This window comes from Cryobacterium sp. MP_M3 (assembly GCF_015752155.1).
Taxonomy (GTDB): domain Bacteria; phylum Actinomycetota; class Actinomycetes; order Actinomycetales; family Microbacteriaceae; genus Cryobacterium.
Window position 1 is genome coordinate 62,348 of record NZ_JADOVI010000008.1, and the last position, 15,579, is coordinate 77,926.

Sequence of the window (15,579 nt, forward strand, 5' to 3'; positions counted from 1 at the left end):
CGGCCGGGTGACGGGATTCGGTTAGCGGAGGGCAGCGAACAGTGACGCCACGTTCGCTTCCGGCTGGGTGAGCGTGAGCGTGAGCACCGGGCGACCATGGTCGGCCAGAACGCTCGCGTCTCCACTGGCCTGGGCCTGGATGAGCTCGCCGAACGTGAACGGGCGCTCCGGGATGTCCAGGTCGACGGGGGGAGTGGCGAGGATCTGCAGGAAGACACCGGTGGCCGGGCCGCCCTTGTGCAGCTGACCGGTCGAGTGCAGGAACCGAGGTCCCCACCCGAAGGTCACCGGGCGCTTGGCGAGGGCCGCGAGCAGGTCGCGGATCTCGGCGAGCTGCGGCAGGGCCAGGCGGTTGACGTAGGCCTGCACGGACACATAACCGTCCGGGCCGAGCTCCTCCAGGAGCGCGTCGATCGCGGATGCCAGGTCACTGGCGGCCCCGATCACGTGGGCAGTTCCCCTGACCTCGATGCCGTCCGCGATGAACGCCGCGGGAGCGGGTTCCGGGCGGGCGTCGAGCAGGCCGCGGGTGGCGATCTTGGCAGCCTCCACGTCGGGCTGATCGAACGGGTTGATGCCGATCAGGCGCCCGGCGATGACCGTGGCGTACTCCCAGACCAGGAACTGCGCCCCGAGGGTTCCGCTGACGCGGATCTCATCCGCGCCGTCTCGGGCGGAGTAGACCTCCACCCCGGCATCGGCGACGAGGCGCACGACCTGGACGTCGGGGAGGTTCTCCGAGAGCTCGGGGGCATCCAGGCCGACGACGACCGGGAGGATGCCCTTTCCCTGTTTGCCGGTGGATTCGGCGATGAGCTGTTCGGCCCAGTCGGCGAAACCGACGATGTGCGTGCCGTCGGCGACGATGGCGAGCTTGTCCCGGCGCGGCGTGGTGGCGGCGATCGCCGCACCGAGGATGAGCCCCGGGTTCTCCGGGCTGTCCACGGCAAGCGCGATCGAGATCGCCTCGGCCTCGTCGAGCAACTCGGCGATGTCCACCCCGGCCAGGCCGGACGGCACCAGACCGAAGGCGGTCAGCACGGAGAATCGACCGCCGACGGTGGGATCGGCGTTGAAGACGCGGTAACCGGCGGCGCGCGCGGACGCGTCCAGCGGGGAGCCAGGGTCGGTGACGACGATGATCCGCTCGGCCGGGTCGATGCCGGCTTCGCGGAAGGCACGTTCGAACACGCGACGCTGGCTGTCGGTCTCCGCGGTCGAGCCCGACTTGGAGGAGACGACAAGAGCGGTCGCGGCGAGGTGCTCGCCGAGTGCGGCAAGGACCTGGCCGGGGTCGGTCGAGTCGAGTACCGTCAGCGGCACTCCGGCGGTGCGGGTGATGACCTCCGGCGCGAGCGAGGAGCCGCCCATGCCGGCGAGGGCGATCCGGTTCACTCCCGCGGCGCGCAGTTCGTCGCGCAGCGCCAGGATCTCGGGGATGAGCGGACGGGAGTCGGAAACCGACTCGGTCCAGCCCAGTCGCTTGGCAGCCTCGTCCTCGGCTTCCGGACCCCACAGGGCCGGGTCGAGCGCGGTGATACCGGACGCGACCATGTCGGCGACGAGGGTCGGGACCGTGCTGCGCACGGCGTCGGCGGCCGCGCCGCTGACCGAGATGCGGAAGCTCACAGTGCTGCCGTCGTGGTGGCCTTCGCTGCGTCGAGCGCCACGGAGACGGTTTCGAGGAGTTCGTTCCAGGACACGATGAACTTGGCGACACCCTCGGCCTCGAGGACCTGGGTGACGTCCACGTAGGAGACGCCTTCGTTCGCGAGGGCGTCGAGCACGGCATTGGCCTCGTCGTAGGCGCCGGTGACCGAGTCGGCGGGGATGACACCGTGGTCGAGCGTCGCCTCGAGCGTCTTCTCGGGCATCGTGTTGACGACCTCGGGTGCGACCAGGTTGGTCACGTAGAGGGTGTCCGGCAGGGCCGGGTCCTTGACGCCGGTGGATGCCCAAAGGGGGCGCTGCTTGTTGGCGCCGGCATTGAGCAGGCCGAGGGCGCGCTCGCTGGAGAACGCCTGCTCGAAGACCTCGTAGGCCAGCTGGGCGTTGGCGACGCCGGCCTTGCTCTTGAGGGCGAGGGCAGCATCCGTGCCGATGGCTTCGAGGCGCTGGTTGATCTCGGTGTCGACGCGGGACACGAAGAACGAGGCCACGGAATGGATCGTCGACAGGTCGAGGCCTGCGGAGCGGGCCTTCTCCAGGCCGGACAGGTAGGCGTTGATGACCTGGCGGTGACGCTCGAGGCTGAAGATCAGGGTGACGTTCACGCTGATGCCCTGCGCGATGGTCGCGGTGATCGCGTCGAGACCTTCGATGGTCGCCGGGATCTTGATCATGGCGTTGGGACGGTCGACCTTGGCCCAGAGTTCCTCGGCCTGGGCGACCGTGCCGGCCGCGTCGTGGGCGAGGCCGGGCTCGACCTCGATCGAGACCCGGCCGTCGACGCCGCGGGTGCCGTCGTAGACCGGGCGGAAGATGTCGCTGGCGGCCCGGACGTCGTCGGTCGTGATCTCGAAGACGGCCTCCTGTACGGTGGCGCCGCCGGCGGCGAGGGCCGCCACCTGCTCCACGTACGCGTCGCCCTTGCTCAGGGCGCCGGCGAAGATGGTGGGGTTGGTGGTCACACCGACGACGTTCTTCGTGTCGATCAGATTCTGCAGGCCGCCGGAAACGATGCGTTCGCGGGACAGGTCATCGAGCCAGATGCTGACGCCGGCAGCGGAAAGCTGGGCGAGGGGAGTGTTCTCGGTCATAGTGATTCTCCTAGTGAAGCGGGTGATTCAGGTGTGGGGGATGGGCGCCGTCGAGGAGCTCAGTGGGCGGCGAGCGATTCCTTGGCGGCGGCGACGACGGCCTCCGTTGTGATACCGAATTCGCGGAACAGGGTCTTGTAGTCCGCCGATGCGCCGAAGTGCTCGATGGAGATGCTGCGGCCGCGATCGCCGACGTAGCTATTCCAGGTCAACGCGATTCCGGCCTCGATCGATACCCGGGCCGTCACAGTTTTCGGAAGGACCGACTCGCGGTACTCCGCTGACTGTTCCGTGAACCATTCGAGGCTCGGCGCCGACACGACGCGCGCGTTGATGCCCTCAGACTTCAGCTGGTCCCTGGCGGCCAGCGCCAGTTGCACCTCTGAGCCGGTTCCGATCAGGATGACGTCGGGGGTGCCGTTGGCGGCCTCCGCCAGGATGTAGGCGCCCTTGGCCACGTTCCGCGCCGAGGCGAGGACGTCACCGGATGCTTCGCCGTCGCCGCGGGTGAACACCGGGATGTTCTGGCGGGTCAGCACGATCCCGGCCGGGCCGTTGCGTCGTTCGAGGATCGTCTTCCAGGCCCACGACACCTCGTTGGCGTCGCCGGGGCGCACCACGTCCAGGCCGGGGATGGCGCGCAGGGTCGCGAGCTGCTCGATCGGCTGGTGGGTGGGACCGTCCTCGCCGAGGGCGACGGAATCGTGCGTCCAGACGAAGATCGAAGGGGCCTTCATCAGCGCGGCAAGCCGGACCGCTGGGCGCATGTAGTCGCTGAAGATCAGGAACGTGCCGCCGAACGGGCGGGTGTTGCCGTGGAGCACGATGCCGTTGAGGATGGCGGCCATCGCGTGCTCGCGGATGCCGAAGTGCAGCACTCGGCCGTACTCGTTTCCCGTCCACTCATGGGTGGAGTGCTCGCCGGGAATGAACGAGGCTGCACCGCCGATGGTGGTGTTGTTCGACTCGGCGAGGTCGGCCGAGCCGCCCCAGAGTTCGGGGACGACGGCGCCGAGCGCCGTCAGGACCTTGCCGGATGCCGCGCGCGTCGACACCTCGGTGCCGCCTTCGAACACGGGGAGGGCCGCTTCGACGCCCTCGGGGAGTTCGCCGGACAGGACCCGGTCGAGCAGCGCCTTGCGCTCGGGGTTGGCCTCAGCCCAGACCCGGAACGCGGCATCCCACTCGGAGTGCGCGGCCGCGCCGCGGTCGAGTGCCTTGCGGGTGTGCTCGATGACCTCGTCGGCCACCTCGAAGGTCTGCTCCGGGTCGAAGCCGAGAATCACCTTGACGGCCGCCAGTTCGTCGGCGCCGAGCGCCGAACCGTGGATCTTGCCGGTGTTCTGCTTTTTCGGGCTGGGCCAGCCGATGATGGTCTTCAGGATGATCAGGGACGGCTTGTCGGTGACGCCCTGGGCGGCCTCGATCGCGTCGTTGAGCGCCTGCACGTCTTCGACGTAGGAGCCCGTCTTCTTCCAGTCGACCGTCTGCACGTGCCAGTGGTAGGCCTCGTAGCGGGCCGCGACGTCTTCGGTGAAGGCGATGTTGGTGTCGTCCTCGATCGAGATCTGGTTGCTGTCGTAGATCGCGATCAGGTTGCCGAGCTGCTGGTGGCCGGCCAGCGAGGACGCCTCGCTGGTGATACCTTCCTGCAGGTCGCCGTCGCCGGCGATCACGTAGACGAAGTGGTCGAACACGCTGGTGCCCGCCGCCGCGTCCGGGTCGAACATGCCGCGCTCGAAGCGAGAGGCGTAGGCGAAACCGACCGCGGAGGCTAGTCCCTGGCCGAGGGGACCCGTGGTGATCTCGACACCGTCGGTGTGACCGTATTCGGGGTGGCCCGGTGTCTTCGAACCCCAGGTACGAAGGGCCTTGAGGTCGTCGAGTTCGAGGCCGTAGCCACCGAGGTACAACTGAACGTACTGCGTGAGGGAGCTGTGTCCGACCGAGAGGATGAACCGGTCGCGGCCGATCCATTCATTGTCGGCAGGGTCGCGGCGCATGACCTTCTGGAACAGGAGATAGGCGGCGGGTGCAAGGCTCATCGCCGTTCCCGGGTGCCCGTTCCCGACCTTCTCGACGGCGTCAGCCGCGAGGAGACGTGCGGTGTCGACCGCCTTGTTGTCAATCGAATCCCACTGCAGTGCTGCCACTTGGTCTTGACCCTTCGTAGACAAAGGGGGCAGGTTGTCGAGAACCCGCACCCATTGGATTGAGCGCGCCCGTGGACATCGACGTCATCCAGGCATTGCGGCAGAGGCCCGACTTCGGTGGATCCGCGCATGCACCGAGATTGGCGAGCACCCCCCAGTATAGGCAGTCGTCGAGAAACGGCCGAGCGATGTGACGCTGGATGGCACCGGATCCCCGATGCCCCGGTCCGGAGCGCCCCTGCCTTATCCGCACGGCCGGATCGCCTAGACTCGTCTCACAATGCACAGCGTAAGAGGAGTCATGCCCGGACCCGTCTCAACCCCGACCGTGAGCCGAACCCGCTCATTCCGGCGCACGTTCCTGGCCTACCTGTCTCTGACCAAACCGAGGGTCGTCGAGCTTCTGCTCGTCGTGACCGCGCCGACCATGTTCCTGGCGCAGCAGGGCATCCCGAGCCTGTGGCTGGTCCTGGCGACCCTGGTCGGCGGTGCGTTCAGCGCCGGATCGGCCGGCGCCTTCAACTGCTACATCGACCGGGACATCGACCGGGTGATGGACCGCACCAAGGGCCGTCCGCTGGTGACAGGGGAGCTGACCGATCGTCAGGCCCTCGTGTTCGCGTGGGTGCTCGGTGCCGTGTCCATCGTCTGGCTCTGGGTGTTCACCAACTGGCTCGCCGCACTGCTGTCGCTCGGCGCCATCCTGCTCTACGTGGTCTTCTACACGCTGGTACTCAAACGGCGCACCGCGCAGAACATCGTCTGGGGCGGTATCGCCGGCTGCATGCCGGTCCTGATCGGCTGGGCCGCGGTCACCGGAGACCTGTCCTGGCCACCGTTCATCCTGTTCCTGATCATCTTCCTCTGGACCCCGCCGCACTACTGGCCGCTCTCGATGAAATACCGCAGCGAATACCAGGCCGCCGGGGTGCCGATGCTCGCGGTCATCCGCGGGCGCAGCCAGGTCGGCCTGCAGGTCATCCTCTACGCCTGGGCGACGGTCGCCTGCTCACTGCTGCTCATCCCGATCGCCGACATGGGGCTTGTCTACGCCTTCACGGCACTGGTCAGCGGCGGCTGGTTCATCTATGAAACGCACCGCCTGTACAGCCTCGCCATCCGGCACGAGCACGTGTCGCCGATGCGGGTCTTCCACGGTTCGATCGTCTATCTGACTCTCTTGTTCGTCGCCGTCGGCATCGACCCGCTGCTGCCCTTCTAGCCTTCCCCATCTTCCTGCGGCCGGGCCCTGACCATGACCGGTCCCCGTTCGGGGGGCGACTCTGCTGTAGTCTGACCTTGCCTCCTGTTCGCAGGAGGCGATCCGCCCCGGCCTACGCGACGTGCCATCAACTGCCGTGTCAGTTCCGTCAGTCACCCACGTGAAGAGGTCTCGAAGTGCTGGATTTCCTGGGCGACCGGTATGAGCAGATCCTGTTCTCCAGCTGGCAGCACTTCAGCCTCGTCGTGCAGTGCCTGGTGCTGGCGACAGTGCTGGCCGTGGTCATCGCCGCGCTGGTCTACCGCAGCCCGGCTCTGACCGGCGTCGTGAACTCGGTCTCCGCCATCGGCCTGACCATCCCGTCCTTCGCCCTGATCGGCCTGCTCATCTCGCCGTTCGGTTTCGGTGTGCTGCCCGCCGTCATCGTGGTCGCGTTCTTCGCCACGCTGCCCATCCTCCGCAATGCCGTCGTCGGCCTGTCCGGCATCGCGCCGACCGTGGTCGAGGCGGCACGGGGGATCGGCATGAGCAGATTCAGGTCCCTGGTCCAGGTGGAGCTGCCGCTCGCCTGGCCGATCATCCTGACCGGCATCCGGGTCTCTGCCCAGATGGTGATGGGCGTGGCCGCTGTGGCGGCCTACGCGCTCGGCCCAGGCCTCGGCGGGTTCATCTTCTCCGGCCTCTCCCGGCTCGGGGGCGCCAATTCGTTCGAATCCGTGGTCACCGGTGTCGTCGGGGTCATCATCCTGGCCCTCATCCTTGATCTCCTGCTCGTCGGCCTCGGCCGCCTGACCATCCCGCGAGGTATCCGTGCCTGAACACACACCCGCCAAACCGGCCGACTCCGTCGTGACCGGGGCCGGCATCCTGCTCGACCACGTGACCAAGCGGTACCCAGGCCAGGCCAGGCCGGCCGTCGACGGCCTCACCATGGAGATCCCCGCCGGCAAGACGGTCATGCTGGTCGGCCCATCCGGCTGCGGCAAGACCACGACGCTCAAGATGATCAATCGACTGATCGAACCGTCCGAGGGCCGGATCGTCGTGGACGGCGACGACGTCACGCAGATGAACGGCGACCGGCTCCGTCGGGGAATCGGCTACGTGATCCAGGCCGGCGGACTGTTCCCGCACATGACGGTCGCCACGAACATCGGCATCGTGCCCCGGATGCTCGGCTGGACCAGGGAGCGTGTTGCGGCTCGGGTCGACGAACTGCTCGAGCTGGTATCCCTTGACCCTGAGCAGTACCGGGACCGATACCCCAAGGAACTCTCAGGGGGTCAGCAACAGCGTGTGGGGGTGGCCCGTGCCCTGGCTGCCGACCCGCCGGTGCTGTTGATGGACGAGCCCTTCGGGGCGGTGGATCCGATCACCCGCCTCCGCCTGCAGGACGAGCTGATCAACATCCAGGACGAACTGCAGAAGACCATCGTCTGCGTGACCCACGACTTCGACGAGGCCGTGAAACTGGGCGACTGGATTGCGATCTTCGACGAGGGCGCCCAGCTCGTGCAATACGACACACCGGAACGGATCCTGGGCAACCCGGCTAACGAGTTCGTGGAGAACTTCATCGGGTCAGGGGCCGGGCTGAAACAGCTCACGCTGACAAGGGTCGCCGATGTGGGAATGGAGAAGGCGGTCCTCGCCCGGCCAGGCGAGCCGGCGGGGGACGTCCTCGCCCGGATCGTCGCCGCCGGGCACGGCCACGCCGTGGTCGTCGACTCGCGGGAACGTCCCATCCAATGGCTGTCCCGCCGCAAACTGGACCGGCTCGAGACGATCGGTTCGACGCCGGATCCGGCCCTGCCCGTGGTGGGGAGCAGGGCGACGCTCAGCGACGCGCTCGACACGATGCTCGTGTCCAGCGCCGGGGCTGCGCTCGTGACGGGCCGCCGTGACGTGTTCAAGGGCGTGATCGACATCAAGACCGTCATGGACGCGATCGGCCGGTCTCAGGATGCGGCGGCGCTGGACTCCACGGATGCCCCGGTCGGGCTGAACACGGGCATCTTCAGCACACCAGCCACCGGCGACGAGGGCGACGACAGTGCTCCCGCCGACAATCCCGGCCCGTCGGGTGCGGCCGGCGACGCCCCGGCAGCGCCGTGAGCAGGGCCCCCGCGCCAGGCCGCGCCGCCTGGCGCGGCCTGGCGCTCCAACTGGCCGGGATCGTCGCCGCCGGACTGGGCCTCGCGGGCTGGCTGGCCACCGCTGACCTGTCGAAGACCGAGCTGACGACGCTCGCCCCGGCCGCACTGTGGGGCTACACCGTCGAACACCTGCAACTCACCCTCGTCGCCGCCGTGATCGTGCTGCTGATCGCGGTACCGCTCGGCGTCGCCCTCACGCGCACCGCGATGCGGCGGTTCACCGGCCCGGTGCTCACCGCCGCGAACATCGGTCAGGCCGCCCCCGCCATCGGGCTGGTCGTGCTCCTCGCATTCTGGCTGGGTTTCGGTTTCTGGGCGGCGACCATGGGCCTCGTGCTCTACGCCCTGCTGCCGGTGCTGCGGAACACCATCGTCGGGCTCCAGCAGGTGGACGCCCGGCTGGTGGAGGCCGGCCGGGGGATGGGGATGAGCGCCGCCGCCGTGCTGCTGCGGGTCGAACTCCCGCTCGCGGTGCCGGTCATGCTCGCCGGCATCCGCACCGCCATGGTCCTGCTGGTCGGGACCGCTGCCCTCGCCACGTTCATCAACGGGGGTGGACTTGGCATCCTGATCACGACCGGGGTCAACCTGAAGCTCACCTCCGTGCTCGTGACCGGCTCGCTGCTGGTGGCGCTCCTCGCCCTCCTGGTGGACTGGCTCGGCCGCGTCGTCGAACAGCTCGCCCGGCCGAAGGGCCTCTGATGCCACCCCGGTCCACCACGCCGACACACGAGAACGGCCGAACCATGACGAATCCACGACGACGCCTCGTCGCCCCGGCAGTGCTGCTGGTCGCCGGGCTCGCCCTGACCGGCTGCGGACTGTCGCCGGCCACCTCCTACGTGCCGGCCGTCGGCCCGGGCACCATCCGGCCGATCCCCGGACTCAAGAACGCGTCGCTCACGGTCACCTCGAAGAACTTCACCGAGCAACTCATCCTCGGGAAGATCGCGGTGCTGGCCGCACAGGCCGCCGGGTTCTCCGTCACGGACCTGAGCAACCTGCCCGGAAGCCAGCCCGCGCGCGAACTCCTCGCCCTCGGCCAGGCCGACTTCATGTGGGAGTACACCGGCACGGCCTGGCTGACCTACCTCGCCCAGTCCGAGGGCATCCCCGACCAGGCAGCCCAGTGGAAGGCCGTGCACGACGCCGACCTGGCGAACGGGCTCACCTGGGGTAGTCCCGCCCCGATGAACAACACCTACGCCCTGGCCATCCGCAGCGAGGCGGCCGCGAAGCTCGGCGGAATCAGCACGATGTCGCAGATCGCGGCGCTTCCCGCGGCGGAACGCACCTTCTGCGTCGAGGCGGAATTCAACTCCCGCTCCGACGGCTTCAACCCGATGCTCAAAACCTACGGGCTCGAGCGTGGAACCGCCGCGGGCGTCCCGGACGCCAACGTAGGAATCTACGACGGCGGTGCGGTGTACAGCGCCACCGACAAGGGGGACTGCAACTTCGGCGAGGTGTTCACCACTGACGGCCGCATCGACTCCCTCGGGCTGACCGTGCTGACCGACGACCGGGCGTTCTTCCCTGCCTACAACGTGGCCCCCGTGTACTTCACCGACACCTTGACGAAGCACCCGGAGCTGGCGGATGTCTTCGACCAGATCACGCCGGCCCTCACCGACAAGGTGCTCAGGGCCCTCAACCGCAAGGTCGACGTCGACGGTGAAGAACCCGCCGACGTCGCCTTCGCCTGGATGAAGGCCCGGGGATTCATCACCGATCCCGATTAACGGGCGGCGGCGCTCTCCGCGAGCGGGCCGGCCGCCGGCGACGCCTTCGCCGACGGCACCGTGAGGTTCAGGACGAGCGCGGTCATGCCCGCCACGAGAACGCAGGACAGCACCATGTGAATGCCGACCAGCGCGGGCGGGAGCCCGACGTTCGCCTGGAGCAGGCCGACGCCGATCTGGCCGGCCTCGATGATCAGCAGCAGCACGGCCCAGCCGCGCGGCGGGAGCGTCAGGGCGACCGAGGCGATCACGAGGGCGATCGTCAGGGCGAGGGTGGCATAGGCCGGCCAGCTGTGCACGTGCTGAAGCAGCTCGGAGTCGAGGCCGTTGCGCGGCGCGTTCGCGTCCCCGGCGTGCGGGCCGGAACCGGTGGTGACGATCCCGACGAGGATGGTGACCAGGACGAGCGCGCTCGTGACGTACGCGAGGAACCGGAACCAGCCGGGGACGGCCGGCACCCGGGGTGGGTTTCCGGTGTAGACGCGGTGCAGGAAGACCGTGCAGAGAACGACCAGGGCGACGGAGATGACGAAGTGCAGCCCGACCACGTACGGGTTGAGTTTCACGAGCACGCTCACCCCGCCGATGACCGCCTGCGCGGGGATGCCCAGGCCGGCCAGCAACGCAAGCCAGAACAGGTCGGGACGCGACCGGCGCAGTCGCACGACCGCCAGGAACGCGGCGATCGCGACCAGCCCCAGCACGACGCCGAGCAGCCGGTTGCCGAACTCGATCACGCCGTGGATGCCCATTTCGGGCGTGTTGACGAAGGATGCGTCCGTGCACCGGGGCCAGGTCGGGCACCCGAGGCCGGAACCGGTGAGCCGCACCAGACCTCCCGTGCCCACGAGAAGGATCTGGGCGGCGAGGTAGATCCAGGCCACCACTCGAACCCGTTTGTCAACGCTCGTGGGCAACCATTCCGAAATCCGTTTCACCGGTTCTGCTTCCTCTTCGCTGTGGCACATGTGAAAACGCCGGATCGCACTACTAATCCCACCGCTAACCTGTAGAATTAGGTGTTTCCTGGGCGGCTCGACCGCGGTTGACACAACCGCGGCTGAGAACCACGTCGTCCTTAAACATCTTAGGTACGCAACGTAGCCGCCCACACAACCCGTTCCCTCGCCGGGTCTCCTTCGGAAGACCCGCCCGGGAATGACCGGACTAATATCCGGGTTGTCGTGGATGGGAGAAGAGGTATATATGTCTGACGTCCTGCTCGACCGCCCCGAACTCGCGGGGCTCGGTGTCTACGAATTCGGGTGGTCCGACTCCGACGCGGCCGGCGCATCCGCCCGCCGTGGCATCTCACCGGAGGTTGTCACCGACATCTCCAAGCTCAAGAACGAGCCCGCCTGGATGCTGAAGCGCCGGCTCAAGGCCCTCGAACTCTTCGAGCGAAAGCCCATGCCGACCTGGGGTGCCGACCTGTCCGGCATCGACTTCGACAACATCAAGTACTTCGTCCGGTCCACGGAGAAGCAGGCCCAGACCTGGGAAGACCTGCCCGACGACATCAAGAACACCTACGAGAAGCTCGGCATCCCCGAGGCCGAGCGCCAGCGTCTCGTCTCCGGCGTCGCCGCCCAGTACGAGTCCGAAGTGGTCTACCACCAGATCAACGAAGAACTCGAAGCCCAGGGCGTCATCTTCATGGACACCGACACGGCGCTCAAGGAGCACCCGGAGATCTTCCAGGAGTACTTCGGCACGGTCATCCCGTCGGGCGACAACAAGTTCGCCGCCCTGAACACGTCGGTCTGGTCCGGCGGCTCCTTCGTCTACGTGCCGCCCGGCGTGCACGTCGAGATCCCGCTTCAGGCCTACTTCCGGATCAACACCGAGAACATGGGCCAGTTCGAGCGCACCCTGATCATCGCCGACGAGGGCAGTTACGTTCACTACATCGAGGGCTGCACCGCTCCGATCTACTCCTCGGACTCGCTGCACTCCGCGGTCGTCGAGATCATCGTGAAGAAGAACGCCCGCGTGCGGTACACGACCATCCAGAACTGGTCGAACAACGTCTACAACCTCGTCACCAAGCGTGCCACGGCCGCCGAGGGTGCCACGATGGAATGGATCGACGGCAACATCGGGTCCAAGGTGACCATGAAGTACCCGTCGATCTACCTGATGGGCGAGCACGCCAAGGGCGAGACCCTGTCGGTGGCTTTCGCCGGCCCCGGCCAGCACCAGGACGCCGGCGCCAAGATGATCCACATGGCGCCGTACACCCAGTCGTCCATCGTCTCGAAGTCCATCGCCCGTGGCGGCGGCCGTTCCGGTTACCGCGGCGAGGTGCGAGTGGATGCCACCGCGCACCACTCCGCGAACACGGTGCGCTGCGACGCCCTGCTGGTCGACACCCAGTCCCGCTCCGACACCTACCCGTCCATCGACATCCGTGTCGACGACGTGCAGCTCGGCCACGAGGCCACGGTCTCCCGGGTCAGCGAAGAGCAGCTGTTCTACCTGATGAGCCGCGGCATGCCCGAAGACGAGGCCATGGCCATGATCGTGCGCGGCTTCATCGAACCGATCGCCCGGGAACTCCCCATGGAGTACGCCCTCGAACTCAATAAGCTCATTGAAATGGGCATGGAAGGATCCGTCGGCTAAATGTCCGCCGCCCCCACACCTACACACGCCCCACCCACTCAAGAATCGGCAGTGACCCCCACGGTGCCAACAACCGAAGCAATGCCCACCGAAGAGCAGCACGGAATCAAGGAACACTCGGACGGGCGGTTCGGTTTCGTGCCGGTCCAGACCCGTTCCGGCCGTTTCAAGAGCTTCAACGTCGCGGACTTCGCGCCGGTGACCGGGCGCGAGGCCGTCTGGAAGCTCTCGCCGGTCGCCAAGTTCACCGATCTCACGGCCGGGGAACTGGACGGTTCCGTCTACCCCGTGGAGTCCACCCCGGCCGCCGACATCACCGTCGGCTGGGTCGACCGGGATGATTCCCGGATCGGCACCGCCGGGGCCCCGGAGGAACGCGCTGCCGCCAACGCCTGGAGCAGTTTCGACCAGGCCCTGGCGATCACGGTCGGCGGCGAAGAGGCGAAGGAGATCACGGTCACCCGTGCCCACCTCGGCTCCGCGCCTCGCGGCGCGCACACCATCATCGAAGCGAAGCCGTTCAGCCAGGCCGTGGTGATCCTCGAGAACATCGGGGACGCGCGCCTCACCGAGAACGTCGAGATCATCCTCGGCGAGTCGGCGAACCTCACCGTGGTGACACTCCAGGAATGGAACGCCGGTGCGGTGCACCTGGCCAACCACTTCGCCTCGATCGGACGCGACGCGCGCCTCAAGCACATCGTGGTGTCGCTCGGCGGCAGCATCGTGCGGGTCAACCCGTCCGTCCGCCTGGCCGGACCCGGCTCTGACACCGAACTCCTCGGGCTCTACTTCGCCGACGCCGGGCAGCACCTCGAACAGCAGGTCTACGTGAACCACGATGCGCCGAACAGCCGCAGCCGGGTGACCTACAAGGGCGCGCTGCAGGGCACCGGAGCGCGGACCGTCTGGATCGGCGATGTGCTGATCGGCCGCACGGCGGCCGGCACCGACAGTTACGAGCAGAACCGCAACCTCGTGCTGACCGAAGGCACCCGCGCGGACTCGATCCCGAACCTGGAGATCGAGACCGGCGACATCAAGGGTGCCGGCCACGCCAGCGCAACGGGACGCTTCGACGACGAGCAGCTCTTCTACCTGCAGTCTCGCGGCATCACCGAGGATGAGGCCCGTCGGCTCGTCGTGCGCGGCTTCCTCAGCGAAATCGTGCAGCAAATCGGGTCCAAACCGCTCGAGGACCGGCTCCAGGCAGCGATCGAAGCGGAACTCCGCGGAACAGAGGAAAAGTAACCATGGCGTCCACGAAAATCTGCGCGTTCGACGAGCTCGAACCGAATGAGGCCGTCAAGGTCGAAATCGACGGAGTACCCATCGTGGTCGTCCGCGACGCAGCCGGCGACGTGTTCGCCATCGGCGACACCTGCACGCACGGGGACATCTCCCTGTCCGAGGGATTCGTCGAAGACGACACCGTCGAATGCTGGGCGCACGGTTCCAAGTTCTCCCTCAAAACGGGCAAGCCCCTGAACCTGCCGGCTTACGAGCCGGTACCGGTCTTCAAGGTCGAGCTGATCGACGGTGATGTCTACATCGACCCTTTGGTTATCGTGCCCGTCTGACCTGGTCGACTTCCGACCCAGTGGCCACCAGCCACCCCAACGTACCGGCGCCAGCGCCGGAGAATGAAAGAGATAGCGAATCCATGTCTGTTCTTGAGATCAAAGACCTGCACGTCAGCGTCGAGACCGACCAGGGCACCAAGCAGATCCTGCGCGGGGTCGACCTGACCATCAAAGAGGGCGAAATCCACGCCATCATGGGCCCCAACGGCTCGGGCAAGTCGACCCTCGCCTACACGATCGCCGGCCACCCCAAGTACAAGGTCGACAGCGGCTCGATCCTGCTCGATGGCGAAGAGGTCACCACCATGACCGTGGACCAGCGCGCCAGGGCCGGCCTCTTCCTGGCCATGCAGTACCCGGTCGAGATCCCCGGCGTCACCGTCACGAACTTCCTCCGCACCGCCAAGACCGCGATCGACGGAGAGGCCCCGGCCATCCGCACCTGGATCAAGGACGTCCGCGAATCGATGGCGCGCCTTCGGATGGACAAGAGCTTCGCCGAGCGCAACGTCAACGAGGGCTTTTCGGGCGGCGAGAAGAAGCGCAACGAGATCCTCCAGCTCGAACTGCTCAAGCCGAAGTTCGCCATCCTTGACGAGACCGACTCCGGACTCGACGTCGACGCGCTCAAGATCGTGTCGGAGGGCGTCAACCGGGCCAAGGAGAACACCGGCCTCGGCCTGCTCCTGATCACGCACTACACCCGCATCCTGCGCTACATCACGCCGGACTTCGTGCACGTGTTCGTCGACGGACGGATCGCCGAACAGGGCGGCCCCGAGCTCGCCGACCGGCTCGAGGACGAGGGCTACGATCGCTTTCTGACCGAATCGAACGTAGGCTAAAAACATGGTTTCAACGCTGACACCGGCGCGATTCGACGAAATCGAAGAAGCGCTCAAAGACGTCATGGACCCCGAGCTGGGCATCAATGTCGTCGACCTCGGCCTGATCTACGACCTCGGCTGGGACGACGAGAACGACGCCCTCATCATCCACATGACGCTGACCTCCGCGGGCTGCCCGCTGACCGACGTGCTCGAAGAACAGACCGCCGAGGCCCTGGACGGCGTCGTCGACCAGTTCCGAATCAACTGGGTCTGGATGCCGCCGTGGGGCCCCGAGAAGATCACTGACGACGGGCGCGACATGATGCGCGCCCTCGGCTTCTCGATCTAGCACACGGTCTCCCGCCCCGGCCGACGGGGCAGAGTGAACACGGGACGGATGTTCGCGCAGCCTGGCTGCGCGGACATCCGTTTTGTCGTGCGGGGCCGGGCGACGGGCGGCCGCGACGTGCACAAACACAGGTTGGAATGCCATTCCAGTGAGTGGAATG

General features: G+C 67.1%; 14 protein-coding genes. 10 read left to right on the forward strand and 4 right to left on the reverse strand.

Going from position 1 to position 15,579, the window contains the following annotated elements:
* Positions 1-21: 21 nt before the first annotated feature.
* From IWX89_RS10750 to tkt, 3 genes are read right to left on the reverse strand one after another with little or no spacing between them, the layout of a single operon-like run.
* Positions 22-1,629: a glucose-6-phosphate isomerase gene (locus IWX89_RS10750; protein ID WP_196903561.1), complete on the reverse strand. Its 1,608-nt coding sequence runs from the start codon at positions 1,627-1,629 to the stop codon at positions 22-24.
* Complete coding sequence (gene tal, locus IWX89_RS10755) at positions 1,626-2,759, reverse strand: transaldolase (protein WP_196903562.1); 1,134 nt, start codon at positions 2,757-2,759, stop codon at positions 1,626-1,628. The genes IWX89_RS10750 and tal overlap by 4 nt, the downstream gene beginning before the upstream one ends.
* A 59-nt stretch (positions 2,760-2,818) precedes the next feature.
* Positions 2,819-4,912, reverse strand: coding sequence for a transketolase (gene tkt, locus IWX89_RS10760; protein ID WP_196903563.1), 2,094 nt, complete (start codon positions 4,910-4,912; stop codon positions 2,819-2,821).
* Between the two features lie 301 nt (positions 4,913-5,213).
* On the opposite strand from tkt, the gene IWX89_RS10765 reads away from it, so the two are divergent.
* From IWX89_RS10765 to IWX89_RS10785, 5 genes are all read left to right on the forward strand, one after another.
* Positions 5,214-6,134, forward strand: coding sequence for a heme o synthase (locus IWX89_RS10765; protein ID WP_196903564.1), 921 nt, complete (start codon positions 5,214-5,216; stop codon positions 6,132-6,134).
* A 176-nt stretch (positions 6,135-6,310) separates the two neighbouring features.
* On the forward strand, positions 6,311-6,952 hold the full coding sequence (locus IWX89_RS10770) for an ABC transporter permease (RefSeq protein WP_196903565.1): 642 nt from the start codon (positions 6,311-6,313) through the stop codon (positions 6,950-6,952).
* Positions 6,945-8,249 carry an ATP-binding cassette domain-containing protein gene (locus IWX89_RS10775; RefSeq protein WP_307836512.1) on the forward strand — a complete coding sequence of 435 codons (1,305 nt, stop codon included), beginning with the start codon at positions 6,945-6,947 and terminating at the stop codon, positions 8,247-8,249. Before IWX89_RS10770 ends, IWX89_RS10775 begins: the two co-directional genes overlap by 8 nt.
* Positions 8,246-8,992: an ABC transporter permease gene (locus tag IWX89_RS10780; RefSeq protein ID WP_196903566.1), complete on the forward strand. Its 747-nt coding sequence runs from the start codon at positions 8,246-8,248 to the stop codon at positions 8,990-8,992. The genes IWX89_RS10775 and IWX89_RS10780 overlap by 4 nt, the downstream gene beginning before the upstream one ends.
* Before the next feature lie 44 nt (positions 8,993-9,036).
* Positions 9,037-10,032: a glycine betaine ABC transporter substrate-binding protein gene (locus IWX89_RS10785; protein ID WP_196903567.1), complete on the forward strand. Its 996-nt coding sequence runs from the start codon at positions 9,037-9,039 to the stop codon at positions 10,030-10,032.
* Here IWX89_RS10785 and IWX89_RS10790 read toward each other — a convergent pair.
* Positions 10,029-10,970, reverse strand: coding sequence for a COX15/CtaA family protein (locus tag IWX89_RS10790; protein WP_307836513.1), 942 nt, complete (start codon positions 10,968-10,970; stop codon positions 10,029-10,031). The genes IWX89_RS10785 and IWX89_RS10790 overlap by 4 nt on opposite strands.
* Before the next feature lie 268 nt (positions 10,971-11,238).
* Between IWX89_RS10790 and sufB the strand changes: the two genes are divergently transcribed.
* The 5 genes from sufB to IWX89_RS10815 all read left to right on the forward strand — a co-directional run bounded on the left by sufB (position 11,239) and on the right by IWX89_RS10815 (position 15,419).
* Positions 11,239-12,657, forward strand: a complete 1,419-nt coding sequence (gene sufB, locus IWX89_RS10795) for a Fe-S cluster assembly protein SufB (protein ID WP_196903569.1) — start codon at positions 11,239-11,241, stop codon at positions 12,655-12,657.
* 81 nt (positions 12,658-12,738) lie between these two features.
* Positions 12,739-13,908, forward strand: coding sequence for a Fe-S cluster assembly protein SufD (gene sufD / locus IWX89_RS10800; protein WP_196903570.1), 1,170 nt, complete (start codon positions 12,739-12,741; stop codon positions 13,906-13,908).
* A gap of 2 nt (positions 13,909-13,910) precedes the next feature.
* Positions 13,911-14,237: a non-heme iron oxygenase ferredoxin subunit gene (locus IWX89_RS10805; protein WP_196903571.1), complete on the forward strand. Its 327-nt coding sequence runs from the start codon at positions 13,911-13,913 to the stop codon at positions 14,235-14,237.
* 83 nt (positions 14,238-14,320) lie between these two features.
* A complete protein-coding gene (gene sufC, locus IWX89_RS10810) occupies positions 14,321-15,085 on the forward strand; it encodes a Fe-S cluster assembly ATPase SufC (RefSeq protein WP_134506594.1) in 765 nt (254 codons plus the stop codon).
* A gap of 4 nt (positions 15,086-15,089) precedes the next feature.
* Positions 15,090-15,419: a metal-sulfur cluster assembly factor gene (locus IWX89_RS10815; protein WP_134366452.1), complete on the forward strand. Its 330-nt coding sequence runs from the start codon at positions 15,090-15,092 to the stop codon at positions 15,417-15,419.
* The last annotated feature ends 160 nt before the right edge of the window (positions 15,420-15,579 follow it).

Bases quoted from the DNA above. Each gene is read 5' to 3' on its own strand.
- tal (WP_196903562.1), bottom strand. From the start codon at position 2,759: ATGACCGAGAACACTCCCCTCGCCCAGCTTTCCGCTGCCGGCGTCAGC.
- IWX89_RS10765 (WP_196903564.1), top strand. From the start codon at position 5,214: ATGCCCGGACCCGTCTCAACCCCGACCGTGAGCCGAACCCGCTCATTC.
- IWX89_RS10785 (WP_196903567.1), top strand. From the start codon at position 9,037: ATGACGAATCCACGACGACGCCTCGTCGCCCCGGCAGTGCTGCTGGTC.
- sufB (WP_196903569.1), top strand. From the start codon at position 11,239: ATGTCTGACGTCCTGCTCGACCGCCCCGAACTCGCGGGGCTCGGTGTC.
- sufD (WP_196903570.1), top strand. From the start codon at position 12,739: ATGCCCACCGAAGAGCAGCACGGAATCAAGGAACACTCGGACGGGCGG.
- IWX89_RS10805 (WP_196903571.1), top strand. From the start codon at position 13,911: ATGGCGTCCACGAAAATCTGCGCGTTCGACGAGCTCGAACCGAATGAG.
- sufC (WP_134506594.1), top strand. From the start codon at position 14,321: ATGTCTGTTCTTGAGATCAAAGACCTGCACGTCAGCGTCGAGACCGAC.
- IWX89_RS10815 (WP_134366452.1), top strand. From the start codon at position 15,090: ATGGTTTCAACGCTGACACCGGCGCGATTCGACGAAATCGAAGAAGCG.